19 protein-coding genes and 1 pseudogene are annotated in these 24,625 nt (G+C 71.4%); 8 read left to right on the forward strand and 12 right to left on the reverse strand.

Features of this window, described 5'->3' with window-relative positions; genetic code table 11:
• Positions 1–18: 18 nt before the first annotated feature.
• Positions 19–924, reverse strand: a complete 906-nt coding sequence (locus ACIQGQ_RS15945; RefSeq protein WP_402395692.1) for a carbohydrate kinase family protein — start codon at positions 922–924, stop codon at positions 19–21.
• Complete coding sequence (locus tag ACIQGQ_RS15950) at positions 921–1,931, reverse strand: pseudouridine-5'-phosphate glycosidase (RefSeq protein WP_402395694.1); 1,011 nt, start codon at positions 1,929–1,931, stop codon at positions 921–923. The genes ACIQGQ_RS15945 and ACIQGQ_RS15950 overlap by 4 nt, the downstream gene beginning before the upstream one ends.
• 142 nt (positions 1,932–2,073) lie before the next feature.
• On the opposite strand from ACIQGQ_RS15950, the gene ACIQGQ_RS15955 reads away from it, so the two are divergent.
• Positions 2,074–2,436: a cupin domain-containing protein gene (locus tag ACIQGQ_RS15955; protein ID WP_352275012.1), complete on the forward strand. Its 363-nt coding sequence runs from the start codon at positions 2,074–2,076 to the stop codon at positions 2,434–2,436.
• Positions 2,437–2,629: 193 nt separating this feature from the next.
• Here ACIQGQ_RS15955 and ACIQGQ_RS15960 read toward each other — a convergent pair whose 3' ends face one another.
• From ACIQGQ_RS15960 to ACIQGQ_RS15970, 3 genes are all read right to left on the reverse strand, one after another.
• Complete coding sequence (locus tag ACIQGQ_RS15960) at positions 2,630–3,937, reverse strand: MFS transporter (RefSeq protein WP_402396040.1); 1,308 nt, start codon at positions 3,935–3,937, stop codon at positions 2,630–2,632.
• Between the two features lie 97 nt (positions 3,938–4,034).
• Positions 4,035–4,577: a methylated-DNA--[protein]-cysteine S-methyltransferase gene (locus ACIQGQ_RS15965; RefSeq protein ID WP_402395697.1), complete on the reverse strand. Its 543-nt coding sequence runs from the start codon at positions 4,575–4,577 to the stop codon at positions 4,035–4,037.
• A gap of 102 nt (positions 4,578–4,679) precedes the next feature.
• Entirely contained in the window at positions 4,680–5,570 is an 891-nt protein-coding gene (locus tag ACIQGQ_RS15970; protein ID WP_402395699.1) for a glycerophosphodiester phosphodiesterase, read from the reverse strand.
• 216 nt (positions 5,571–5,786) lie between these two features.
• On the opposite strand from ACIQGQ_RS15970, the gene ACIQGQ_RS15975 reads away from it, so the two are divergent.
• The 5 genes from ACIQGQ_RS15975 to ACIQGQ_RS15995 all read left to right on the forward strand — a co-directional run bounded on the left by ACIQGQ_RS15975 (position 5,787) and on the right by ACIQGQ_RS15995 (position 12,920).
• On the forward strand, positions 5,787–6,674 hold the full coding sequence (locus ACIQGQ_RS15975) for an MHYT domain-containing protein (protein WP_402395702.1): 888 nt from the start codon (positions 5,787–5,789) through the stop codon (positions 6,672–6,674).
• 63 nt (positions 6,675–6,737) lie between these two features.
• Positions 6,738–8,864: an excinuclease ABC subunit UvrB gene (gene uvrB / locus ACIQGQ_RS15980; RefSeq protein ID WP_366294619.1), complete on the forward strand. Its 2,127-nt coding sequence runs from the start codon at positions 6,738–6,740 to the stop codon at positions 8,862–8,864.
• 143 nt (positions 8,865–9,007) lie between these two features.
• Complete coding sequence (locus tag ACIQGQ_RS15985) at positions 9,008–9,586, forward strand: TerD family protein (RefSeq protein WP_352275017.1); 579 nt, start codon at positions 9,008–9,010, stop codon at positions 9,584–9,586.
• Positions 9,587–9,720: 134 nt separating this feature from the next.
• On the forward strand, positions 9,721–11,625 hold the full coding sequence (locus tag ACIQGQ_RS15990; protein ID WP_402395706.1) for a TerD family protein: 1,905 nt from the start codon (positions 9,721–9,723) through the stop codon (positions 11,623–11,625).
• Between the two features lie 293 nt (positions 11,626–11,918).
• Entirely contained in the window at positions 11,919–12,920 is a 1,002-nt protein-coding gene (locus tag ACIQGQ_RS15995) for a TerC family protein (protein WP_402395709.1), read from the forward strand.
• Positions 12,921–13,069: 149 nt separating this feature from the next.
• On the opposite strand, the gene ACIQGQ_RS16000 is transcribed toward ACIQGQ_RS15995, so the two are convergent.
• The 6 genes and pseudogenes from ACIQGQ_RS16000 to ACIQGQ_RS16025 form a co-directional block, all read right to left on the reverse strand.
• The gene (locus tag ACIQGQ_RS16000) at positions 13,070–14,326 is read right to left on the reverse strand and encodes a cytochrome P450 (protein WP_402396043.1); all 1,257 of its coding nucleotides are present in this window, start codon (positions 14,324–14,326) and stop codon (positions 13,070–13,072) included.
• A gap of 3 nt (positions 14,327–14,329) precedes the next feature.
• Positions 14,330–15,700 (reverse strand): annotated as a pseudogene (locus tag ACIQGQ_RS16005) (NAD(P)/FAD-dependent oxidoreductase); the annotation flags it as partial.
• Positions 15,697–15,924: a ferredoxin gene (locus tag ACIQGQ_RS16010; protein ID WP_402396045.1), complete on the reverse strand. Its 228-nt coding sequence runs from the start codon at positions 15,922–15,924 to the stop codon at positions 15,697–15,699. The gene ACIQGQ_RS16010 and the pseudogene ACIQGQ_RS16005, both read right to left, overlap by 4 nt.
• A gap of 579 nt (positions 15,925–16,503) precedes the next feature.
• The gene (locus tag ACIQGQ_RS16015; protein ID WP_402395712.1) at positions 16,504–17,778 is read right to left on the reverse strand and encodes a cytochrome P450; all 1,275 of its coding nucleotides are present in this window, start codon (positions 17,776–17,778) and stop codon (positions 16,504–16,506) included.
• 688 nt (positions 17,779–18,466) lie between these two features.
• Positions 18,467–19,123, reverse strand: coding sequence for an MBL fold metallo-hydrolase (locus ACIQGQ_RS16020; protein WP_402395715.1), 657 nt, complete (start codon positions 19,121–19,123; stop codon positions 18,467–18,469).
• 10 nt (positions 19,124–19,133) lie between these two features.
• Complete coding sequence (locus ACIQGQ_RS16025) at positions 19,134–19,823, reverse strand: maleylpyruvate isomerase family mycothiol-dependent enzyme (protein ID WP_402395718.1); 690 nt, start codon at positions 19,821–19,823, stop codon at positions 19,134–19,136.
• A 175-nt stretch (positions 19,824–19,998) separates the two neighbouring features.
• Between ACIQGQ_RS16025 and uvrA the strand changes: the two genes are divergently transcribed.
• Positions 19,999–22,971: an excinuclease ABC subunit UvrA gene (gene uvrA / locus ACIQGQ_RS16030; RefSeq protein ID WP_402395720.1), complete on the forward strand. Its 2,973-nt coding sequence runs from the start codon at positions 19,999–20,001 to the stop codon at positions 22,969–22,971.
• Positions 22,972–23,201: 230 nt separating this feature from the next.
• Positions 23,202–23,630 carry a Rieske (2Fe-2S) protein gene (locus ACIQGQ_RS16035; RefSeq protein WP_352275023.1) on the forward strand — a complete coding sequence of 143 codons (429 nt, stop codon included), beginning with the start codon at positions 23,202–23,204 and terminating at the stop codon, positions 23,628–23,630.
• 57 nt (positions 23,631–23,687) lie between these two features.
• Here the strand turns inward: ACIQGQ_RS16035 and ACIQGQ_RS16040 are convergent, their stop codons facing one another.
• Positions 23,688–24,614 carry a hypothetical protein gene (locus ACIQGQ_RS16040; protein WP_352275024.1) on the reverse strand — a complete coding sequence of 309 codons (927 nt, stop codon included), beginning with the start codon at positions 24,612–24,614 and terminating at the stop codon, positions 23,688–23,690.
• Between the last annotated feature and the right edge of the window lie 11 nt (positions 24,615–24,625).

Below are 24,625 nucleotides of genomic sequence, written 5' to 3' on the forward strand. Positions count from 1 at the left end.
GGTCCCGGCGGGGACCCGTCACGGGGTGTCGGGGTCGGGGCGGCCGCCCACGGTGGTGACCGCCGCCGCCCCCGCCCGGCACCCCGCCGCCAAGGCCGCCACGTCGTCCGCCCCGGCCAGCCGCGCCGCGAGGAAGCCGCCGGTGAACGCGTCGCCCGCCCCGGTCGAGTCCACCGCTCCGGTGACCTGGACGGCGGGGACGTGCCCGACCACCGCACCCCCGGCCGCCAGCAGCGCCCCGCCCGCGCCGAGAGTGACCACCACCCGGCCCGCCTGATGGCTCAACTTCGCTGCTGCGTCGGCCGGTTCAGGCAGTCCGGTCAGCAGCCGGGCCTCGTCCGCGTTGGGCAGCAGCAGATCGGCGCCCTCCACGGCGGCCAGGAACCGTCCGGTCCCCAGCTCTGCGAGGAAGCCGGCCGAGGCGGGATCGACGCTCACCGTGATCCGCCGTCGCCGCGCCTCCCGCAGGGCGAGCAGCGCCGTCGCCCGGCTTGTCGCGGCGAACAGGAGATAACCGGAGAGATGGAGATGGGCGACACCGTCCAGCATCGACGGCGACCAGTCGTCGGGGGAGAGGCGCAGGACCGCGCCGCTGTCGGTGAGGAAGGTGCGTTCGGCGGTGGAGTCGACGAGCGCGACGACGGTGGCGGTCGGCTCCCGCTCGTCCACGGCCAGCAGGGGGCGTACCCCCGCCCGCCGCAGCGCGTCCCGGTGCCACTCCGCGCTGTCGGCGCCGACCCGGGCGAGCAGCCGCACGTCCGGGCGGCCCGAACGAGCGGCCCAGCAGGCCACGTTGGCCCCCGCGCCGCCGGGCAGCGTACGGATCCGGGCGGTGGTGTCCGTGCCGTGCGTCAGGGGTGAGCCGTGCCGGGCGACCACGTCCGTGACCACGTCCCCGACGACGAGCAGGCCGCCGCCGGTCATGCCCCGGCCGCCGGGTCCTGCCGCGTGTCGCGGTCCCGGCGGGCATCGGGCGCGGGGCTCCGGGAACCGTCGGCGGTCCACGCGCCGGCGATCCGCGCGGCCAGCGACACGTTCCCGCGTACGGCCGCCAGATTGGCCTCCAGCGAGGCGCCTTCGGTGCCCCGCGCCAGCCGCTCCAGGAGGAAGGGGGTGATCGCCTGCCCCGCGATGCCCCGCTCCCGGCACTCCGCCAGGGCCTCGGCCAGCACATGGTCGTGGAGCTCCGGGTCCAACTGGTCGGCCACGGGCACGGGGTTGGCGACGATCAGGGCGGAACCGGGGCCGCCGAGCGCGTCCTGGGCCCGCATCACCGCCGCGACCTCCTGGGGCGTGCGCACCGTCCAGTCGACCGGCTCGCCCGAACTGGTCAGATAGAAGCCGGGGAACCGGTCGGTGCCGTAGCCCAGCACCGTGACGCCCAGCGTCTCCAGGCGCTGGAGCGTCGCGGGGACGTCCAGGACCGACTTCACGCCCGCGCACACCAGGGTGATGCCGGTCCGGGCGAGGAGCCGGAGGTCGGCGGACTCGTCCTGGGTCCGGACCCACTCCCGGTGCACGCCGCCGAGACCGCCGGTCGCGAAGAAGCGCAGTCCGGCGCGTGCGGCCAGGAAGGCCGTGGCGGACACGGTGGTCGAGCCGCTCGCGCCCGTCGCCAGGGCCGGGGCGAGGTCCCGTTGGCCCAGCTTCCGCATCGCCGGGTCCATGGCCACCCGGTCCAGCTGGGCCTTGTCCAGGCCGATCCGGGGCTTTCCGTCGAGCACGGCGATCGTCGCGGGCACCGCGCCCGCGGACCGTACGAGATCCTCCAGCTCCGCGGCGACCCGCAGGTTGCGGGGGCGCGGCAGGCCGTGGGAGATGATCGTCGACTCCAGGGCCACGACGGGGTGGTGCGTGGCGAGGGCGTCCCGTACCTCGGCGGAGAGGACGGGGACGCCGGAGTGCGCGCTGTGCGACGCATTGAATGACATGTCCACATCCCTGTCGCGAGTGCGCCCGCCTCAAACGTGCGGCCGGGAGGGCGGGCCGGCGCACAACGGCCCGGACACCGCCCGCCACCTGGGCATGGCCTGCTGCGGCGCGCCGCGAAGGCGGTCGCTAAGGTGACCGGCCATGAGCACTTCTGATCACTCTCCCGCCTCTTTCGTCGTGCATATCCCGGATGCCGCACTCGAACCGGAACCGCTCGACCCCGCCCAGATCGTCTCCGGTGAGCCCGTGGTGACCGGCAAGGTGCTCTGGGAGTCACCCGACGGCAAGCAGCTGCGCGGTATCTGGCAGATCACCCCCGGCGTGGTCACCGACACCGAGGCCAACGAGCTCTTCGTGGTCGTCAGCGGCCGGGCGACCGTGGCCGTCGAGGGCGGCGCGACGCTGGAGATCGGTCCGGGCGACGCCTGCGTGCTGCGCGAGGGCGACCGCACGACCTGGACGGTGCACGAGACGCTCCGCAAGGCGTACCACATCAGCCTCTGAAGCTGCTTCGGTAGCTGAAGCCGCCCCTGCCTCGGAAGCCGCTCGGGCCGCAGAAGCCGCCCCTGCCTCGAAGCCGTGCCGGCCGCTGATGAAGCGGAAGCGCTGGGCCGGAACGGCTGGATCCGGGGCGCTGCGCCGGAACCGCCGAATCCGGGACGCCGGACCTGGAACCGCTCCTTCCGTGAGGGCGGTTTCAGTCCCGGGGCCGTGCCGAGGGGGCGAGCGCCCGGCGCAGTGCCAGTGCCGCCATGGGCAGCAGCAGACATGCCCCGATCGCGTTCAGCCAGCCGTAACCCGCCCGGGCGACGACGACCCCGGCGACGGCTCCGCCGACACCCGCCGCCGTGTTCATGGTCAGGTCCGACAGACCCTGCACGGCGGCGCGCGCGGCCTGCGGCACGGAGTCGGTGAGCAGCGCCGAACCGCCGACCAGCCCCGCCGACCAGCCGAGGCCGAGCGTGAAGAGACCGGCCGCCGTCTGTCCCTGGCCGCCGCCCGCGGTACCGGCCAGCAGCGTGGCGCAGGCCAGCAGCGCGACTGCCAGGCCGATCACGGCGAGCCGCCCGAAACGGTCCGACAGCCAGCCCATGACCGGGGAGAACGCGTACATCCCCAGGATGTGACCGCTGATGACCAGGCCGATCAGCTGGAGTCCGGCGCCGTGATGGCCCAGTTCGACGGGGGTCATCACCATGATCGAGACCATCGCGGTGTGCGAGACGGCCACCGTCGTCAGCGCCAGTCGCGCCATCGGCGAGGCGCGCACCGCCGCGAACCCGGCGCGCAGCGAACGCCTGGCCCCGGACGCCTCGTCCTGCGGCGCCAGCGCCCGTGCCGTGAGCAGCGGGTCCGGCCGCAGCAGCGCCCAGACGACCACGGCGGACACCAGGAAGATCCCGGCCGCGAAGACGAACGGACCGGCCTGTTCGGACACCGGGCCGCCGCGGAAGAAGCGGCCCACCGGGGCGGCGATGTTCGGCCCGAGGACGGAGCCGATCGTGGTGGCCCAGATGACCGTGGAGATCGCCCGGCCGCGCCGCTGCGGCTCGGCCAGGTCCGCCGCGGCGAACCGGGCCTGGAGGTTGGCGGAGGAACCCGCGCCGAACGCGGCCATGCCGAGCAGCAGCAGCGGGAAACTCTCCACGAGCGTCGACAGCACCACGAGCCCCGCACCCAGGGCCCCGATGAGATAGGCGAGGACGAGCCCGGGGCGCCGCCCGCGCGCGGTCATCAGCGCGGCCAGCGGCAGGGAGAGCAGCGCCGTCCCGGCCACCGAAGCGGTCGGACCCAGCCCGGACAGCTCCTCCGAACCGCCCACCTCCGTGGCCAGCACCGGGGCCAGGGCGATGCCGATGGGCACGCCGAGGCCGCCGAGTATCTGGCTGGCTATGAGCACCGCCGACGTTCTGCGCCGCAGGGCGGGCAGATCGGCCGCCGGGACCGGAGCGGGTGGAGCGGCCGGGGCGCCGGCCCCGGCGGGGGTGTCGGATGCGTCGAACATGTTGGTCACCGGCGCAGTGTGCCAGCCCGTGCGTACGCGCGGAAGCGGGCGTATGCCCAGCTCGCGTCCGGGGCGGCCGGCTGCTCCGGCGGCCGGGTCAGAACAGCGGCGGCGGCAGCACGCCCTCCAGCGCCAGCAGCTGCCGCTTGGTCTCCAGCCCTCCGCCGAAACCGCCGAGTCCGCCGTCGCTCTCCACCACCCGGTGGCACGGCACCACCACCGGCAGCGGATTGGACGCCATCGCCACTCCGACCGCCTGCGCCGCCCCCGGCTGCCCCACCCGCCGGGCGAGCTCCCCGTACCCGACGACCGTCCCGTACGGCACCCCCGTCGCCAGCTCGCGGAGCACCTGGCGGTTGAAACCCGAGGTCAGCGACCAGTCCAGGGCGAGCGAGAACTCCCGCGGCGCACCCGCGAAGTACGCCGTGAGCTGGCGTATCGGCTCCGCGAGCCGGGCGGAGCCGGGCCGCTCCACCGGCTCCGCGCCGAACCGGTCCCGCAGTCGGCCCACCGCCGCCTCCCGCACCTCGGGGCGGGCGTGGAAGACCACGCTCACCAGCCCCGTACCCGTAGCGGCGAGCAGCAGTGGGCCGATGCCGCTCCCGACGACGGCCCACTCGACGACCCCGTTGCTGTCCATGGCACCACCGTACGGCTGCCCACTGACAACGGGAGCGGGGTCCGGGAGGCGGACCCGTACGGACGGCCCCGGAGTCCTGCTCCGCCCTTCCCGCCCGTCGGGTCAGCGCGTGGCGTCGCGCACCACGTCGGGGTTGTTGGTGATGATCCCGTCCACGCCCAGACCGGCCAGCTTCGTGGCAGTCGCGGCGTCGTTGACCGTCCAGGTGTTGACCTGGAGCTTCTTGCCGTGCGCACCCTTCAGCGCGTGCACCGCCGCCACGTAGTCGGCCGAGACCGAGGGGTGGGAGGGGTTGATCTGGTCGGTGAACGCCGCGTACGACGGCAGGTCGGCCACCGCGGGGGTGCCGAGGAAGCCCGTCGTCACGTCCGGACGCAGCTGGTGCACCTTCTTCACGCTGTCCGCGCCGAAGCTCTGGACGACGAGCCGGTTCTTCACGTGGGCGCGGTCGAGCCACCCGTTCTGGCGCAGGACCCGAAGGGTCTCCTTCTCGATGCCCGGGTAGAGCTCGGGGCTCTTGATCTCCAGGAGGAGCTTCTGCCGGTTGCGCTCGACCCGCTTCAGGTACTGCTTGAGCGTGGGCACCTTGGTCCCGGCGAACTGCGGGCCGAACCAGCTGCCCGCGTCCAGCTTCGAGATCTCCTTCGCCGTGAAGTCCTTGACCCCCCACGAGGCGCGGCCCGGGAAGACCTCCTCGACGTCGGTGGTCCGCCTCAGGTCGGTGTCGTGCATGACCACCAGCACACCGTCCTTGGTGAACTGGACGTCGTTCTCCACCCAGTCGAAGCCGAGGGCACGGGCCTTGTCGATCGCGGGCAGCGTGTTCTCCGGCGCGTACGCCGAGGCGCCCCGGTGGGCGATGACGACGGGCGGGGACTGCTTCGCGTCCGCGGGACCACTCGCGGCCAGCGCTTCGGTGCCGGACATCAGGAAGGCGCCGGTGCCGACCACGGCGGCGGCAACGAAAGCGGCGGTTGCGGTACGTGCGTACACGTGTACTCCTTGCGTCGAAAGGTGCGAACGGGCCGAGAGTGGCAGCCGCGTACCAACGGGGAACAGGTGAAGGATGGCCACAGCGTGAACGCGGTCGCCGACACCGGGTAACGGACCGGAAGCGCACTGGATAAAATGCAGCTCTTCTGTTTGTTTGCCGGGACTCGCGCCTTAGGGTCACCCCGAACCCCGGGCTTCCGCGAAGGGCGTACGAGCATGCAGGGCACGATCGACGGATTCAGCTACGGAGCGGTGACGCCCGTGGCGGCTTTCCTCATGGCCTGCCTCGGCGCGGCCCTCGGCCTGCGCTGCACCAACCGCTCACTGCGCACCGAACGCTCCTTCAAGGCCGGCTGGCTGGCGCTCGGCGCGACGTCCATCGGCTCCGGCGTCTGGACCATGCACTTCATCGCGATGACGGGCTTCTCCGTCGAGGGCGTGACCATCAGCTACGACAAGGCGGTCACCTTCGCCAGCCTCGCGGTCGCCATCGGCATGGTCGGCGTCGGCATCTTCGTGGTCGGCTACCGGGGCGCCACCACAATGGCCCTGGTGACGGGCGGCACCATCACCGGACTCGGCATCGCCACCATGCACTACCTGGGCATGGCCGGAATACGCCTCGACGGACAGCTGGAGTACGACACGCTCACCGTGGTGCTCTCCGTCGTGATCGCGGTGGTGGCCGCCACCACCGCGCTCTGGGCCGCCGTCTCCGTCAACGGTTTCCTGCCCAGCCTCGGCGCCAGCGTGGTCATGGGCGTCGCGGTGAGCGGCATGCACTACACCGGCATGGCCGCGCTCAGCGTCCACCTGCACCCCGGCGCGATCCCCGAGGCCGGAGTGGCCGGAACGGTGAATGCCCCGCTGGTGCCGTTGCTGATCGGGCCCGGCTGCTTCCTCGTCCTGGCCGCGGTCGTCGTGATGTTCGACCCGCTGATGGTGATGGGCACCCCGGACTGGAACGACCCCGCGTCCGCCGACGGTGCCCGGCGGATCGCCGGGATCCCGGCCCAGCGACGGGCACCGAGCTTCGGCACGTACGCCGACCCGGCCTCCTTCCACTCCCGGCGGAGCGACCCCGCACCCCCCGGCGAGTGGTGAAACCGGGCCCGCTCCTTGGACCGGTCCGGCCCGGTTGTCAGTGGCGGGTCGTACGGTGGTCACATGCGGCCCGTTTCGAAGATCGAACGTTCGATGGCGCCTTTCGAGGTCGTCAGTTCCTACCAGCCCAGCGGTGACCAGCCCGCGGCCATCGCCGAGCTGGAGCGGCGCATCCGCGCGGGTGAGAAGGACGTCGTGCTGCTCGGCGCGACCGGCACCGGCAAGTCCGCGACCACCGCGTGGATGATCGAGAAGCTGCAGCGCCCGACGCTCGTGATGGCGCCGAACAAGACGCTCGCCGCCCAGCTGGCCAACGAGTTCCGCGAGCTGCTTCCCCACAACGCCGTCGAGTACTTCGTCTCGTACTACGACTACTACCAGCCCGAGGCGTACGTCCCCCAGTCGGACACCTACATCGAGAAGGACTCCTCGATCAACGAGGAGGTCGAGCGGCTGCGCCACTCCGCGACCAATTCGCTGCTCACCCGGCGTGACGTCGTCGTGGTCGCCTCCGTCTCCTGCATCTACGGCCTCGGTACGCCCCAGGAGTACGTGGACCGCATGGTCCAGCTCAAGGTCGGCGACGAGATCGACCGCGACCAGCTGCTCCGCCGCTTCGTCGAGATCCAGTACACCCGCAACGATCTCGCGTTCACCCGGGGCACCTTCCGGGTCCGCGGCGACACCATCGAGATCTTCCCGGTCTACGAGGAGCTCGCCGTCCGCATCGAGATGTTCGGCGACGAGATCGAGGCGCTCTCCACCCTCCACCCGCTCACCGGCGAGGTGATCAGCGAGGACCAGTCCCTCCACGTCTTCCCCGCCAGCCACTACGTCGCCGGCCCCGAGCGCATGGAGAAGGCGGTCAACGGCATCGAGCAGGAGCTGGAGCAGCGCCTCGCCGAGCTGGAGAAGCAGGGCAAGATGCTGGAGGCCCAGCGGCTGCGGATGCGCACCACGTACGACATCGAGATGCTCCGCCAGATCGGCACCTGCTCCGGCGTCGAGAACTACTCGATGCACTTCGACGGCCGCTCGCCCGGCACCGCCCCCCACACCCTCCTCGACTACTTCCCCGAGGACTTCCTGCTCGTCCTCGACGAGTCGCACGTCACCGTGCCGCAGATCGGCGCCATGTACGAGGGCGACGCCTCCCGCAAGCGCACCCTCGTCGACCACGGCTTCCGGCTCCCCTCCGCGCTGGACAACCGCCCGCTGAAGTGGGAGGAGTTCCTGACCCGGATCGACCAGACGGTCTACCTCTCCGCCACTCCGGGGACGTACGAGCTGTCCCGGGGCGACGGTTTCGTGGAGCAGATCATCCGCCCCACCGGCCTCGTCGACCCCGAGGTGGTCGTCAAGCCCACCGAGGGCCAGATCGACGACCTGGTGCACGAGATCCGCACCCGCGCCGAGAAGGACGAGCGCGTCCTGGTCACCACCCTCACCAAGAAGATGGCCGAGGACCTCACCGACTACTTCCAGGAACTCGGCATCCAGGTCCGCTACCTGCACAGCGACGTCGACACGCTGCGCCGCATCGAGCTGCTGCGCGAGCTGCGCTCCGGCGAGTACGACGTACTGGTCGGCATCAACCTCCTGCGTGAGGGCCTCGACCTGCCCGAGGTGTCGCTCGTCGCCATCCTCGACGCGGACAAGCAGGGCTTCCTGCGTTCGGGGACGTCCCTGATCCAGACCATCGGCCGCGCCGCCCGCAACGTCTCCGGGCAGGTCCACATGTACGCCGACACCATCACCCCGGCGATGGCGCAGGCCATCGACGAGACCAACCGCCGCCGCGAGAAGCAGATCGCCTACAACACCGAGCGCGGCATCGACCCGCAGCCGCTGCGGAAGAAGATCAACGACATCGTCGCGACCATCGCCCGCGAGGAGGTCGACACCGAGCAGCTGCTCGACAGCGGCTACCGCCGCACCAAGGACGCCAAGGGGACCAAGGCCCCGGTTCCGTCGCTGGGCGCCAAGCGGGCCGGAGCCGGGCGGGCCAAGGGCGAAGCGGCGGTCACGGACCGGCCCGCCACCGAACTCGCCGGGATCATCGAGGAGATGACGGACCGGATGCGGGCGGCCGCCGCGGACCTGCAGTTCGAGGTGGCGGCACGGCTGCGCGACGAGGTCGGGGAGCTGAAGAAGGAACTGCGCCAGATGCGTGAGGCGGGCCTCGCCTGAGCCCGCCCCGCCGGGAAACCCCCGGTGTGTTGCAGGACCGACACAATACGGCCCGACGCGCGCGTGCCACCGGCGCGACTGCGTAGGGTTTCTGAGAAACCGCGCACCGACGGTTGCGGGGAAATGCGGAGAGGGGACAGCGCGTGACGGTCAATATGACCAAGGGGCAGGCCATCAGTCTGCAGAAGAGCGACGGGGGAACCCTGACCGCGGTACGGATGGGGCTCGGCTGGCAGGCAGCGCCGCGCCGGGGCCTGTTCGGCTCGCGTACCCGGGAGATCGACCTCGACGCGTCGGCGGTGCTCTTCGCCGACAAGCAGCCGGTCGATGTGGTCTTCTTCCGCCACCTGGTCAGTGACGACGGCTCGGTCACCCACACCGGTGACAACCTGGTCGGCGGCGCCGGCTCCGGCGGCGACGACGAGGCGATCCTGGTCGACCTCCAGCGGGTGCCGGTCCACATCGACCAGATCGTCTTCACGGTGAACTCCTTCACCGGCCAGACGTTCCAGGAGGTGCAGAACGCCTTCTGCCGCATCGTCGACGAGACCAACGGCCAGGAGCTCGCCCGCTACACCCTGGACGGCGGCGGGCAGTACACCGCCCAGATCATGGCCAAGGTGCACCGCGCGGGCAACGGCTGGCAGATGACCGCCCTCGGCAACCCGGCCAACGGCCGCACCTTCCAGGACCTGATGCCGGCGATCCTGCCGCACCTGTAGCCAGGACCCGGCCCGAGCCGGTACACATCAGTACCCGCAGCTCCCGGAGGCATCGGCCGCCGGGAGCTGCACCACATCGCGCGCCCCACGGCGGGGCGCGCCGCAGAGCAGCGCATCGTCGAGGGGACACGGCAATGACGGCCGAGCTGGTCCGGGGGCAGAACCACGCACTGCCCCAGACCCGACTGGAGATCCGGGTAGCGGCCGGCACGCCGGTGGTGGCAGGCGCCACGCTCGGCGACGAGAACGGCACGGTACGCGGCACCGAATGGATCGCGCACCCGGGATCGCCCCAGCTCCCCGGGCTCGAAGTCTCCAAGCAGGCCGCCGCCGACCACCGGCTCGCCGTGGACCTCGACGCCCTGCCCGCCACGGTGCACCGGCTCACCGTGCTGCTGGCCCTGCCGACCGGGGGCGGTGGCCCGCTGCGGTTCGGCGCCGTCGCCGCCCCCTTCGTCGCCGTCACCGGCCTCGACGGCGGCGAGATCGCCACCTTCACCCTCACCGGCCTGGACAGCGAGTCCGCGGTGGCCGCCCTGGAGCTCTACCGCCGCCAGGGAGCCTGGAAGGTGCGCGCCGTCGGCCAGGGCTACGCCGGCGGGCTCGAAGCCATGCTCGCCGACCAGGGCCTGCCCGGCGCCGCCGAGCTGGCCCGCTCCATCCAGGAGGCGGTCGGCCGGGCGATGGCCCGCTCGGTCGCCCCGCCCCCGCCGCGCGCCGCGGACACCGGCCGGAGCACCGCGGGCACCGGCCCCGTACCGGCCCAGGGGGGCCACCGGCCGGCCGAGCCGCTCACGGAGCCCGCCGCCCCGCCCGGCGGCACCATCGACTACGCGCATCCGCGCCGCCAGACCTCCGCGCCCCCGCCGCCGCCCCCCGCCGCGCCGCCCGCGGAACCGGGACGCCCCGCACGGCCCGTCGCCGGTGACGCGACCGGCTGGTCCATGGACGAGCGCCTCTACAACCAGATCTGGGGCATGTTCGAGGACCTGGCCCGCACCACCGCCGCGTACCGCAGCGCCGTCGACTTCGCCGAGTCCCGCATGGAGAAGGAGCTGGACAGCGCCCTGTCCGACCCGCGCAGCCGGATCGGCGGCGCGGGCGACCGGGCCCGGGCCGAGGCCCGTGCCAAGCACGACGAGCTGACCGCCCGCGCCCGCGAGGCCCTCGACCGCGACCTCGCCCAGCTCGCCGCCGAGTCCGATGTCGTGGAGCCCGCCCTGCCCGCCGCGTTCGCCCGCTGGGACAACCCCGTCTGGCACGCCTACCGGGTCCCGATGGAGATCCCCATGGCGCTGCGCCTCGGCGACCTCCACCTCCCCGAGAAGCCCGACCTGAACATCCCGCTCCTGGTCCGGCTGCCGCTGGAGCGCGGGCTCTGGATCGACAGCGGCCGTGCGTCGTCCGAGGCCGCCGCCCTGCTGGACGGCGACCGGCTGCGCGGCCTCGCGATGGAGAGCGCCGTCCTGCTCGCTGCCCGGCTGCTGGCCGTCTACCCGGCCGACGAGTTCTCCGTCCATGTCATCGACCCGGCGGGTACGGCGGCCGGGGCGCTCGCGCCGCTGGTCCGGTCCGGGGCGCTCGCGACACCGCCCGTCCCGGGGGCCGGAGGCGTGTCCTCGGTCCTGGCCCACCTCACCCGCCGCGTCGACCTGGTGCAGATGGCGCTCCGGGCCGGTGCCGCCGACTCGCTGCCGCCGGACGTGGACCCGGCCGAGCAGCTGCTGATCGTCAACGACTTCCCGCACGGTTTCGACGACCGGGCCGTCACCCAGTTGCGCTATCTCGCCGACGAGGGCCCCTCGGTCGGCGTCCATCTGATGATGGTCGCCGACCGGGAGGACGCCGCCGGGTACGGGCCGGTGCTCGACCCGCTGTGGCGGTCGCTGCTGCGGATCACCCCGGTCCCCGACGACCATCTGGCCGACCCCTGGGTGGGGCACGCCTGGACGTACGAGCCGCCGCGCGTCCCGCCGGGCAGCCGGGTCCTGGAGCAGGTACTCACCCAGGTCGCCGCGGCCCGGCACACCCGGCGCTGAACCGTCGGCCCCGGCCCGGTGCGGGCCGGGGCCGACGGCGTATCCCGTCTTCCCTACCCCTTCCGACCTGCGTCTTTGATGGACCATTGCCTTTCTCTTTACCTTTTCTTGGTTATTCCTGTACTGTTCCTTGAACGGAGGGGAGTACTCCCATACGCGACGTTCCCGTCAGTACGGACCGTGACCGGTCCCGGGGCGTCGGCCCGTGGTGCGCAGCCCGTGCGCCCGGGTGGAGGAGACCTCCGGCAGCGACGACGCTGAATCAGTAGCCGTAGCGAACTGCCGGAGGCGCAGTGGACGTTTCATGGACCGTCTGGGTGCTGACCATTCTTGGTCTGTCAGCCCTGATCGCCGTCGACTTCTTCATCGGGCGCAAGCCCCATGACGTGACGACCAAGGAAGCCGGAATCTGGACGGTCGTCTGGATCGCCCTGGCCGCCCTCTTCGGGCTCGGCCTGCTGCTCTTCGGTGAGAGCCAGGCGTCCGGCGAGTTCTTCGCGGGCTTCATCACCGAGAAGTCGCTCAGTGTCGACAACCTCTTCGTCTTCGTCCTGATCATGGCGAAGTTCTCGGTGCCCTCGCACCTCCAGCAGCGGGTGCTCCTCGTCGGTGTGCTGATCGCGCTGGTGCTGAGAGCGATCTTCATCGCGGCCGGTGCCGCCGTGATCGCCAACTTCTCCTGGGTCTTCTACATCTTCGGCGCGTTCCTGGTGTATACCGCCTGGAAGCTCATCCAGGAGGCGCGGGCCGGTGCGGAGGAGGAGGAGGAGTTCGAGGAGAACCGCCTGCTCAAGAGCATCGAGCGGCGCTTCGGGGTGGCCGACCGCTACCACGGCACCAAGCTCTTCATCCGGAACAACGGCAAGCGCGTCCTGACCCCGCTGATGGTCGTCATGCTCGCCATCGGCACCACCGACGTGCTGTTCGCCCTGGACTCCATCCCCGCCATCTTCGGCCTGACCCAGGACCCGTACATCGTCTTCACCGCCAACGCCTTCGCGCTGATGGGGCTGCGGCAGCTGTACTTCCTGATCGGCGGGCTGCTGAAGAAGCTGGTCCACCTCAGCTACGGGCTGTCGGTCATCCTCGGCTTCATCGGGGTGAAGCTGGTGCTGCACGCCCTGCACGAGTCCGGGGTCAGCGTCCCCGAGATATCCATCCCGGTGTCGCTCGGCGTCATCTGCGGCGTGCTGGTCATCACCACGATCACCAGTCTCCTCGCAAGCCGGAAGCAGGCCCGCGAGGAAGTCGCCGGGGACGACACCGCCGACAAGGGCACGGGTGTGGGCGCCTGACCGAAGCGCGACGGCGCCGGACCCGCTCCACCGCAGAGGTGGGCGGGCCCGGCGCCGTCGGTGCCACCAGCCCCGGGCGCACCGAGTGTGAGGCGCCCTCGAAGCCGTCCGGCAGCCCCTTGCCGAGTCCGCCGCCCTCGGCTGTCGCGTCAACCGCCACCCTGCTCGACGTCCAGATGGATCGGACCCCGAAGGACGGGGCTGGGCCGGTACGGCGGCGGGTCGGCGACCAGCCTGGGGCGGTCGAGCCGGCGTACCAGCTCGGTCAGCGCGATCTGGGTCTCCCGCCGGGCCAGCGGGCCGCCGAAACACAGGTGGATGCCGCCGCCGAAGCCGAGGTGCTGGTTGTCGCGCCGGTCGGGGTCGAAGCGGTCGGGGTCGTGGAAGCGGTCCGGATCGCGGTTGCCCGAGGCAAGCATGAGCATGATCCGCGAGCCCTTGGGGATCACGGTGTCGGCGACGGTGATGTCGCTGTACGCCGCCCGCCAGGGAATGATGTGTACGGGGGGCTCGTAGCGCAGCAGTTCCTCGACCAGCGGCACGACCAAGTCCGGTTCGCCGCGCAGTCGTTGCAGCACCTGCGGGTGGCGCAGCAGCGTCAGCACGCCGTTGGTGACGAGGTTGACGACGGTCTCATGGCCGGCGACGAGGAGGAGTCCGGCGGTGGCGACGATCTCGGCGTCGGTCATCCGTCCGTCGGGCCCGTCGTCGTTGGCGAGCTGGGACAGCAGACCGTCTCCCGGCCGGCCATGGAACCGTTCCACCAGCTCGCCGAGGCGCCGGCGCAAGTCCTTGCGGGCCTGTACACCCTTGTCCAGCTTCTCCTTCGGGTCGGTCCCGGGGGTGTAGTCGATCGCGTTCATGAGGTCGTTCACCCACTGGCGGAACCGTGGCTCGTCCTCGCGTGGCACGCCGAGCACGTGACAGGTCACGGTCACGGGGAGCGGGAAGGCGAAATCATCGACGACGTCGATCTGTTCCTTGTCCGCCACGGCGTCGATGAGCCTGCTCGCGGTGGCGGTCAGGAAGCCTTCGAGTCCGGTCACCAGCCCCGGGGTGTGCGGGGGGCCGAAGTGGCGCATCACCATACGCCGCGAGCGATCGTGTTCGGGCGGGTCCAGGTGGATGAACGACGACGTGGCTCCTTCGTCGTCCGGGGGCACCGAACGTGACAGATTGCGCAGGTCGGAACTCAGATGCGGATCGTTCAGCAGGCCCGTGATCTCACGGTAGGTGCTGATCACGTAGCTGCCGTCCTCCTGCCGCGCCACTGGTGTCTTGCGCAGCTCGGCGTACAGCGGGTACGGGTCGGCCCGGGCGGAGTGGTCGAAGATCCGTTGCAGCGTGCCGGGGGGAGTGGTCGTCCGGCCTTCCTCCTGCCGGTGCCGGTGCCGGTGCCGGTGCACGGCCGTGACGCGGGGCTCGCCCGGGTCACGGCCTGCGACGACCACCGTGGCGCCCTGTGTGAGCAGGGCGGGGCCGGGGAATCCGACGGGCACCGGTCTCGCGCCGGTCGGCTGGTCCGGCGTGGGGCAGGGGGGCGGGAAAGGGGCGGCCGTTTCGATCAAATGTCGGTAGTGGGGAAGCCACTTGCCGTTGTCGAAGCTCACGGCGGCCGTGACGCGGCCCCGATACCCGTATGCGGTGACGAAACGATGGTCGTCCGGCGATCCCTGGGTGACGACCATCTCGTCGGCGAAGGCCGGCACGCCGACGGACTTGATGTTGACGCCGAACTGGATCGACCAGAACTGCGGGACGGACAGGTAGGGCCGGTGGTCCGCCCGGGCGTTGACCATGTTGTGCGCCGCGACCTCGGCCTGTTCCACCGCGTTGGCCCAGTGCTCCAGTGAGATGAGCCGGTCTCCGTAGAGGCGGTTCGGGCAGCGTGCCACGTCTCCCGCGGCGAAGACGCTGTCGGTGACGCGGCCGCTGAGGTCGAGGGCGCGGCAGTTCCTGTCGCAGGTGACCCCCCACACGCCTGCCGCCAGTTCCGATTCCCGCAGCCACTCGGTGTTGCGGATGCTGCCGAGTGCCACCACTGCCACATCGGCGTCGACCGTCGTGCCGTCGTCGAAGTGGGCACGGCGGAACCGTCCCTGCGCGTCGCCCTCCAACCGGGTGACCTTGGCGCCGCAGCGCAGGTCGACCCCGTGAGCGCGCTGCATGCCGGCCGCGACCTTGCCGATCATGGCGCCGAGCGCCCCGACGAGCGGGGCCGGCGCGAGTTCGGCGACGGTCACCGGGATGTCCCGCTCTCGGCAGACGGAGGCGATCTCGGAGCCGGTGAATCCCGCGCCGATGACCAGTACACGGGAGGGCCCGGTGGCGAGGGTCCGCTGCAGGCTCTCGGCATGCTCGCGTGTGCGGACGACGAACACTCCGTCCAGGGCCGCCTCGGACGCGACGAACCACGGCCGGGCCCGTACCCCGGTGGAGATCAGCACCCGGTCGAAGGGAACCTCGCGCCTGTCGGCGAGGCGCACGTGGTTCGTGGCGAGGTCCAGCCCGCTGGCGGGCACGCCCAGCAGCCACTCGGCATCGATGCTTCGACGGCGGGGCAGGGCGACGTCCGTGGCCGGCACCCAGCCGGTCAGTACTTGCTTGGACAGGGGAGGCCGGTCGTAGGGCTCGCCCGACTCGTCGCCGATCATGGTCAACGATCCGTTGAAACCCTCGTCCCGCAGCGCCTCCGCGGCCCGCAGCCCCGCCAGCGAAGCCCCGACGACCACGATGCGGCCGTCGTGCTTGAACGCACGCAGGTCGTCGGCACCGTTCACGACGGGGACGCTTCCGCCGGTGCGTGCCGTGCCTCCGGCCGGTCGGTCAGGATCGCCTGGACCGGGCAGGCCGCCACGGCGCGCAGCACCTGGTCGCGCTGGGTGTTGTCGGGGTTCGGGTCGTACATGAGCGCTTCCTCACCGTGCATCCGGAACGTCTCCGGAGCCAGGAAGGCGCACTGCGCGTGCCCCTCGCATCGGGAAAGATCGACGACGACTTTCACCCCGGCCTCCAGGGGGAGCTGCAGACCCTCGAACCGGCGCCACTCCGGTACGCGGCGAGGGAGGATTCGGCCGCTGCCCGCCCCTCGAAGTGCGAGGGGGTGCATCATGCTCGTCGAGTTCTCCATGGAAAGGGCTGAGCATCGCTGACGGAGCGACCGGCGCTTGACCACGTATCCCTGGGTGCGGCTGCATTTTGGTTGAGCAAGCGACGCTCTTCCAGATTTCCGTTTCGACGGAGAAGGTGCGGCACGGTGCGCCGGAATACCGTCACGGAATCAGCGTAACAGCGGCACCGGTAGCGGCCAGTCCAATGGTCTGGGGGCGAACGTCCGACATGCGGCGTTCGCATCAACGGCGCTGGACAGCGGCGTAATTTGGTCGGGAACCGGTGTACGTGACGAAGCATTGAGATGCCGATTCCGCGGAGGGCGGGTCGAAATTCTGAAGAAATTACGGGACCGCGTTTTTCCTTCGCCGGCCGGCACCACGGTCTCTCATGACGGGTGTGCTCGCCGAACTTGATCGGCGTCCGCCGTTCGCGGGCCGCGGCGGCCTGTCGCCGAAGAGCGGAACCGCCCTCAGCCGCGCGCGGTGGCACGCAGGCGCAGGCCGTCGGTCGCGAGACCCTCGAAGGTGGTGACCTGGTAGCCGGGTTCCGGTCCGGGCGGCTCGCTCAGGTGGTAGCGGCGAGCGGTCTGTGCGGTCAGGAGTGTCAGCATCGCCATGGCCAGAGCGACTCCCTCGCAGCCGTGCGGCCCGGTACCGAAGGCGAGGAAGGCCCCGGGTTTCGTCGGCGACCCCGAATCGTCGAGCCAGCGCTCGGGCCGGAACCGGTCCGGCTCGGAGTGCTCCCGTGCGTCGCGGTGGGCGGTGTAGGGGCAGACGAGAACGGTGGACCCGGCGTCGATGGTGAAGTCGGCGAGCTGGGTCCGCCGCCCGACGTGCCGGGTCAGCAGCCAGCTCGGGGGGTACATGCGGAGCACCTCGCGTACCAGCGCCCGGGTGTATCGCAGGCTGTCGAGGTGCGTGCTGGTCGTCGCGGCCGGGTCCGCGGGCAGCAGGGCGGCTTCGGCCGCGACGCGGTCCGCGGCCCGGGGGTACCGGGCCAGGTGGAGCAGAATCCATCCGGCCGCCCTGGAAGGTGTCTCGAAGGTGGCGACGGTGAGGCCGGGAAGGCTGTCCAGGACGGCTTCTTCCGGCAGTGGGCCATGGCGGGAGGACGGCCGGAGCATCAGTCCCAGCACGTCGTCACCGAGCCGACCCGACGAACGGCGACGGCGGACGACCGGCCGCAGAGCGTCGGTGAAGGCGACTTGCTGCCGTGTGCGGAACCGTCGTGCCGGAGTGGGGACCCAGCGCGGCCATACCCAGCGCGAGGGGCGTACGAGTACCTCCCGGGCCAGGAAGAGCTGCCAGGCGAAGGGCAGCAGGGTGGGAGCGTCTTCGGAGAAGAGGTAGCGGACGCCGGTCTCTGCCAGGGCGTGCCGGACCGGGGGCAGGATCTCGACGTCCCGGCCCGTGGGCCACCGGTCGGCGAATCGAGCGGTCCCGGGCGCTATCTCACCGATCCGGGCCGCGACCGCCTGCGGGCGCAGTCCGCGCATGCGTGCGGTGTGAGCGTGCGCGCCCTCCTCGGCCGTCGGCGCTCCGCTCGACCGCTTCGGCGGCGGGAAGAGAGGTGAGGACGGTCTGGGGAAGTCGTGCGCGCGGTGCAGGACCTCCTCGCACGGTCCGGCCGCAGCGGCTACGTAGACACCCCGCTCCAGTTGCCAGACGTCCCCGCACTCGGCGGCGCCGCGGCGCGCCATCGACAGCCGGTCGCGGCTCCAGGCCGCGAAACCGCCTCCGTGCAAGCGTGGCGGCTCATTCGCTCGATCCATGAGATCGCCCCTGGCTTCTCGTACCCGACAGGCCGACACCGTCGGCACGATGTGCGGAGTCGACGGGAGTCCCGGGGACGCCCGCCGACCGTACGGTCACATCCTGTCGGTGTACGTGCTCCAGTGGTGGACGCCGTACGCACCGTAGTTGCGTGTGAAGGACAGCTTGCCGAGCAGCTTGGCGATCATGGCGTACTCCTTTCGCCCGCTTCGGCTTCATGCGGTATAAGTTCTATTTTTTCACTCATGTCCCATGTGTCACCTTCAGGGCGTCGGCCGCACGCGCAGATACAAGCCGGGCGCCGGACAGTCGTCCAGGTGCCGGAACGCCGCCAAGTGCCGGACCAGGGCGATCGCCCTGGAGGAGGAAGGGAAGTACGTGCGGACATTCTTCGGTGGCACCCCGTCGCCCGGCCCGCGCTCCGTGCCGTTCTGCCCGGCGAGGGTCCCACCGGAGCCTGCCCTGCCTGGAACCGGAAGGGAACGGTGTGATGGAGGAGTGGTTCATCCCCGGCGGCTTGGCCGGGCACGGACCGAGGCGTGCGCGCACCCGATCCATCGGCGTACGGCTGCCCGACCCGTGCAGACCGAAGGGCCCTGCGCCGACGAGGTCGGCGCAGGGCCCTTCGACAGGGTGGCCCCGCCTGTACGGGGTTCCGGTTCACCAGCCCCGGGCGCGCCACTCGGACAGCTGCGGGCGCTCGTCGCCGAGCGTGGTGTCGTGGCCGTGGCCGGGGTAGACCCAGGTCTCGTCGGGCAGCTGGTCGAAGAGCTTGGTCTCCACGTCGTGGAGCAGGCTCGCGAAGGCGTCGGGGTCCTTGTGCGTGTTGCCGACCCCGCCGGGGAAGAGGCAGTCGCCGGTGAACACGTGCGGGGCGCCGTGCGGGTCGTCGTAGACCAGGGCGATGGAGCCCGGGGTGTGGCCGACGAGATGGCGCACGGTCAGGGCGACCCGGCCCACCCGGACGGTGTCCAGGTCGTCCACGAGCACATCGGTCGGGACCGGGATGCCCTCCGCGTCGTGACGCCCGGCGACGGTGCGTGCCCCGGTGGCCGCGACGACCTCGGCGAGCGCCTGCCAGTGGTCGCCGTGCCGGTGGGTGGTGACGACGGACGCGATGCCGTCGTCACCGATCAGCCGGAGCAGCGTCCCGGCCTCGGCCGCCGCGTCGATCAGCAGCTGCTCGCCAGTGGCCCGGCAGCGCAGCAGGTACGCGTTGTTGTTCATCGGGCCGACGGCGACCTTGGAGATCATCAGATCCGTCAGTTCGTGCACATCCGCGCGCCCGCCGACCTTGACCGCTCCGCTGTACGTCATGGGCCTCAGCCTATAGCGGGGGGAGGGCCGGGAGGGGGCCTCCCTCGACCTTCAGGGCGGCCCCGTCGCGGCGGCCGCTGAGCCAGCCGAGAAGCTCGGGAGCGGTGCCGCGGACGGTGACCGGGCCGCCCTCCGCGCCGCCGCCGGTGGTCCGGACCGGGCCCCGGTCGTCGGCAAGGCGCGTGGCGACGACATCCGGGTGCCCGTCGAACCGCTCGGCGAGGAACTCGATCTCCCGTGCAACGAACTCCTCCGGCAGGTCCTCCAGCTCGTAGCCGATCCCCAGGTCGACATGGTGCAGCTCGACCTCGACGAGGCGGCGGAAGGGGAGCCGGGACGCGGAGTCGGTCACTCCGTTGCGCAGGGTGACCGTGCGCGACCAGTCGGCCGGGGCCGCGGCGGCGGAGTCGAAACGGGCGGCGCTCCCGGACAGGTCGGCCCGCTGCTCGGCCGGCGGCCGGGGCGCGTCGCGCTCGATGTCGCGGTCGCGGGTTTCGCCGTCCGCGTACATGGGCCGGCCCTGGAGAACATTTACGAGCGCGTCGGCGTTACGGGAGAGGTGTGCGAGGACATGCCCCCTGCTCCAGCCGGGCAGCCGGGACGGCGCGGTGAGTGCCGCGGCGTCCAGTTCCGCGGTGGCGCTGAGCAGCCGGTCGGTGGCTTCACGTACGGCGTCCAGGTCGTGCGCATGATCAATCATGCGGCCGAGCCTAGTCCGGCCACTCGTTCGAGTGAAGGAGGCCGGAGCCGTCCGTAAATCGAATGTGCGTGCTATACGCTCGGGGTCGAAAGCTTCGTACATCGCTGTGGCGCCCCCCATACCCTGGGACAGGGGCTCAGTTCCCCCATTTCTCTCCAGAAAGGTGCGGACCGGCGTGGCCGACCGTCTCATCGTCCGTGGCGCGCGCGAGCACAACCTCAAGAACGTCTCGCTCGACCTCCCCCGTGACTCGCTGATCGTCTTCACCGGGCTCTCGGGTTCGGGCAAGTCGTCCCTTGCGTTCGACACGATCTTCGCCGAGGGCCAGCGGCGCTACGTGGAGTCCCTCTCCTCGTACGCCCGCCAGTTCCTCGGCCAGATGGACAAGCCGGACGTCGACTTCATCGAAGGTCTCTCGCCCGCCGTCTCCATCGACCAGAAGTCGACCTCGCGCAACCCGCGCTCGACGGTCGGCACCATCACCGAGGTCTACGACTACCTCCGGCTGCTCTTCGCCCGGATCGGCAAGCCGCACTGCCCGGAGTGCCGGCGTCCGATCTCGCGCCAGTCGCCGCAGGCCATCGTCGACAAGGTGCTCGCGCTGCCCGAGGGCAGCCGCTTCCAGGTGCTCTCGCCGCTGGTGCGCGAGCGCAAGGGCGAGTTCGTCGATCTCTTCGCCGATCTACAGACCAAGGGATACAGCCGCGCCCGGGTCGACGGCGCGACCGTGCAGCTCTCCGAGCCGCCCAAGCTGAAGAAGCAGGAGAAGCACACCATCGAGGTGGTCATCGACCGCCTCACGGTGAAGGAGGGCGCCAAGCGGCGGCTGACCGACTCGGTCGAGACCGCGCTCGGGCTCTCCGGCGGCATGGTCGTGCTCGACTTCGTCGACCTCCCCGAGGACGACCCCGAGCGCGAGCGGATGTACTCGGAGCACCTCTACTGCCCGTACGACGACCTCTCCTTCGAGGAGCTCGAACCGCGCTCCTTCTCCTTCAACTCGCCCTTCGGCGCCTGCCCCGACTGCACGGGCATCGGTACGCGGATGGAGGTCGACCCGGAGCTGATCGTCCCCGACCCGGAGAAGTCGCTCGACGAGGGCGCCATCCACCCCTGGTCGCACGGCCACACCAAGGAGTACTTCGGCCGCCAGATCGGCGCGCTCGCCGACGCCCTCGGATTCCGTACCGACATCCCCTGGGCCGGACTGCCGCAGCGGGCGAAGAAGGCCCTGCTCTTCGGCCACAAGATCCAGACCGAGGTCCGCTACCGCAACCGGTACGGGCGGGAGCGCGCGTACACCACCCCGGCCTTCGAAGGGGCGGTGCAGTTCGTCAAGCGGCGCCACTCCGACGCGGAGAGCGACTCCAGCCGGGAGCGCTTCGAGGGGTACATGCGCGAGGTGCCCTGCCCGACCTGTGAGGGCACCCGGCTCAAGCCGATCGTCCTGGCGGTGACGGTGATGGAGAAGTCCATCGCCGAGGTCTCCGCGATGTCGATCAGCGAGTGCGCCGACTTCCTCGGCCGGATGAAGCTCAACGCCCGTGACAAGAAGATCGCCGAGCGGGTGCTGAAGGAGGTCAACGAGCGGCTGAGGTTCCTGGTCGACGTCGGCCTGGACTACCTCTCGCTCAACCGCGCCGCCGGCACCCTCTCCGGCGGCGAGGCCCAGCGCATCCGGCTGGCCACCCAGATCGGCTCCGGCCTGGTCGGCGTGCTGTACGTGCTGGACGAGCCGTCCATCGGTCTGCACCAGCGGGACAACCACCGGCTGATCGAGACCCTGGTCCGGCTCCGCGACATGGGCAACACGCTCATCGTCGTGGAGCACGACGAGGACACGATCAAGGTCGCCGACTGGGTCGTCGACATCGGCCCCGGCGCCGGTGAGCACGGCGGCAAGGTGGTCCACTCCGGATCGCTCAAGGAACTGCTGGCCAACGACGACTCGATCACCGGCCAGTACCTGAACGGCACGAGGTCCATCCCGACGCCCGACATCCGCCGTCCGGTGGACCCGGAGCGCCTGCTCACGGTGCACGGTGCCCGGGAGAACAACCTCCGGGACATCGACGTCTCCTTCCCGCTCGGCGTGCTCACCGCCGTCACCGGCGTCTCGGGCTCCGGGAAGTCGACGCTGGTCAACGACATCCTGTACACCCACCTCGCCCGGGAGCTGAACGGCGCCAAGTCGGTCCCCGGCCGGCACACCCGGGTCGACGGCGACGACCTGGTCGACAAGGTGGTCCACGTCGACCAGTCGCCCATCGGCCGCACGCCCCGGTCCAACCCGGCCACGTACACCGGTGTCTTCGACCACGTCCGCAAGCTCTTCGCGGAGACGATGGAGGCGAAGGTGCGCGGCTATCTGCCGGGCCGCTTCTCCTTCAACGTCAAGGGCGGCCGCTGCGAGAACTGCTCCGGCGACGGCACGATCAAGATCGAGATGAACTTCCTGCCGGACGTGTACGTCCCGTGCGAGGTCTGCCACGGGGCGCGCTACAACCGGGAGACCCTGGAGGTCCACTACAAGGGCAAGTCCATCGCCGAGGTGCTGGACATGCCGATCGAGGAGGGCCTGGAGTTCTTCGAGGCCGTCCCCACGATCGCCCGCCACCTGCGCACACTCAACGAGGTGGGGCTCGGTTACGTACGGCTCGGCCAGTCCGCGCCGACGCTCTCCGGCGGTGAGGCGCAGCGCGTGAAGCTCGCCAGCGAGCTGCAGAAGCGCTCCACCGGCCGCACCGTCTACGTCCTGGACGAGCCGACCACCGGTCTGCACTTCGAGGACATCAGCAAGCTCATCAAGGTGCTCTCCGGCCTGGTCGACAAGGGCAACTCGGTGATCGTCATCGAGCACAACCTCGATGTCATCAAGACCGCGGACTGGGTCATCGACATGGGTCCCGAAGGCGGCAGCGGCGGCGGCATGGTCGTCGCCGAGGGCTCCCCGGAGCAGGTCGCCGGGGTCCCGGCCAGCCACACCGGGAAGTTCCTCCAGGACATCCTGGACCCGGACCGGGTGAGCGAGGCCGCCGTGCCCACGGCCCCCAGGGCCGCGCGGAAGACGGCCAGGAAGACGGCGGCCAAGCCCGCCACCGCCAAGAAGGCCGCTGCGAAGAGGACGACCCGCGCGCGCAAGGCGTGACGGCCGTTCGAGCGCGGTGGTGGTCCCCTTCATCCGGGGCCACCACCGCGCCCTGACCAGGGGCGATCGGGTGGGGAGCGGCCCGGCCGCAGGGGAGTCGGTCTCCGCCGGTATCGTCGGTTCCGTCACCGATGGCACCGATGGCCCGAGCCGTCCGCGGTACTCCTGCGTACCCGCGCGGCGCGGCCGCGCCCGGCGCCCATCCGCCCCTCCTGACCACTGGAGACCGCATGCCCGGCCAGCCCGCCGCCCGCCGAACCGTGCTGAAGGGTGCCGCTCTCGCCGGCGCCGCCGGGCTGGGAGTGGCCGCCTGCTCGACCGAGTCGAAGCTCGGCCACGCCGAGACGCCGACGCCCACCGCCCCCGTCGAGCTGGGCCCGCCGGACGCGATCGCGGTCGGCGAGTCCAAGCTCTACCGCAACGAGCGGGTCATCGTGAGCTGCCCGGCCAAGGGCCAGTACAAGGCGTTCAGCGCCCAGTGCACCCACGCGGGCTGCCTGCTCGACAAGGTCGAGGACAACGTGGGGACGTGTCCCTGCCACGGCAGCCACTTCGACACCACGACCGGCAAGGCCATGCGCGGCCCGGCGACCGCGCCGCTGCCCGCCGTCCCGGTCAGGGTCGAGGGCGGAAAGCTGGTCGCGGGCCCCGAGGCCTGACCGCTCCCGGGCCGGAGGCGACCGGACCCGGAGCGCACCGCTCCCGGGCCCGGAAGATCACTCCCAGTCCCAGTCGATGCCGACCAGACCGGGCCGCACCCCCTGTTCGACCAGGTGGACGGTCCGGTGCCGGCCGGCCAGCGTGAGATCCGTACGCCCGCCGCGCGGCGCCCCCGCCGAGACCTGGGCGAAGCGCCGGCAGCGTACGGGCAGCGCGGCCTCGTCGAAGGCCACCTGGAGCACGTACTGCCCGCCGCCGAAGCTGAACCCGCGCACGTACTCGCGGGACGGGCCTCCCGTGCCGTCGTGGAAGCCGTAGCCGAAGAGGTGGGTGTCGCCCGCCCGCAGCCGGACGTCGAAGAGCAGCTCGGCGACGAGCACCCCCGTCGCACGGTCCCAGCGGACCCGTCCGGTCCGGCAGTTCTCCCGGGCCGTCACCCGCACCCGTGCCGGATCGCAGCCCGGATCGCCCCGGTGGACGGCGAGGTAGCGGTCGATGTCGTCCCGGTGGGCCCGCACCACGTGCTGCGACTCGCGCTGCCGCAGCTCCCGGCCCGGACCGATCCGCACCCGCTCGTGGTGCCCCACCGTGTGCAGGCCGCCGTCCACCGGTGAGCCCAGATGGCCGAGCAGCCGCTCCACGGCACCGGACGACTCCAGCAGGGAACGGTACGAACGCGCCGCCGGGCGGTCGGCGTCCGGCCGGGAATCCCCGGTGCCCAGCAACCGGAGCAGCGAGTTCTCCGGCAGTTGCAGCACCTCCTCCAGCGCCTTCACGGCCCTCAGCGACTCGGCGCGCTGCGGCCGCCGGGCCCCCTGCTGCCAGTAACTCAGGCTGGTCACACCGACCTTGACCCCGCGGTGCGCGAGATGGTGCTGGACCCGCTGGAGCGGCAGCCCGCGCACCGACAGCGCGGTGCGCAGCGCCAGATGGAACGGGCCGGTGTGCAGCACCTGCGCCAGCTCGGCCTCGGTGTGCTGCATGGGGACCTCCA

Origin of the sequence: Streptomyces sp. NPDC092952, from assembly GCF_044754785.1 — a bacterium.
Taxonomy (GTDB): domain Bacteria; phylum Actinomycetota; class Actinomycetes; order Streptomycetales; family Streptomycetaceae; genus Streptomyces.

What these genes read in the sequence shown, in the direction of transcription:
- ACIQGQ_RS15990 (WP_402395706.1), top strand. Translation starts at nt 9,721, where the DNA reads ATGACGGCCGAGCTGGTCCGGGGGCAGAACCACGCACTGCCCCAGACC.
- ACIQGQ_RS16035 (WP_352275023.1), top strand. Translation starts at nt 23,202, where the DNA reads ATGCCCGGCCAGCCCGCCGCCCGCCGAACCGTGCTGAAGGGTGCCGCT.
- ACIQGQ_RS15965 (WP_402395697.1), bottom strand. Translation starts at nt 4,577, where the DNA reads ATGGACAGCAACGGGGTCGTCGAGTGGGCCGTCGTCGGGAGCGGCATC.
- ACIQGQ_RS15960 (WP_402396040.1), bottom strand. Translation starts at nt 3,937, where the DNA reads ATGTTCGACGCATCCGACACCCCCGCCGGGGCCGGCGCCCCGGCCGCT.
- ACIQGQ_RS16040 (WP_352275024.1), bottom strand. Translation starts at nt 24,614, where the DNA reads ATGCAGCACACCGAGGCCGAGCTGGCGCAGGTGCTGCACACCGGCCCG.
- ACIQGQ_RS15950 (WP_402395694.1), bottom strand. Translation starts at nt 1,931, where the DNA reads ATGTCATTCAATGCGTCGCACAGCGCGCACTCCGGCGTCCCCGTCCTC.
- ACIQGQ_RS15945 (WP_402395692.1), bottom strand. Translation starts at nt 924, where the DNA reads ATGACCGGCGGCGGCCTGCTCGTCGTCGGGGACGTGGTCACGGACGTG.
- ACIQGQ_RS15955 (WP_352275012.1), top strand. Translation starts at nt 2,074, where the DNA reads ATGAGCACTTCTGATCACTCTCCCGCCTCTTTCGTCGTGCATATCCCG.
- ACIQGQ_RS16020 (WP_402395715.1), bottom strand. Translation starts at nt 19,123, where the DNA reads ATGACGTACAGCGGAGCGGTCAAGGTCGGCGGGCGCGCGGATGTGCAC.
- ACIQGQ_RS16025 (WP_402395718.1), bottom strand. Translation starts at nt 19,823, where the DNA reads ATGATTGATCATGCGCACGACCTGGACGCCGTACGTGAAGCCACCGAC.
- ACIQGQ_RS15975 (WP_402395702.1), top strand. Translation starts at nt 5,787, where the DNA reads ATGCAGGGCACGATCGACGGATTCAGCTACGGAGCGGTGACGCCCGTG.
- uvrB (WP_366294619.1), top strand. Translation starts at nt 6,738, where the DNA reads ATGCGGCCCGTTTCGAAGATCGAACGTTCGATGGCGCCTTTCGAGGTC.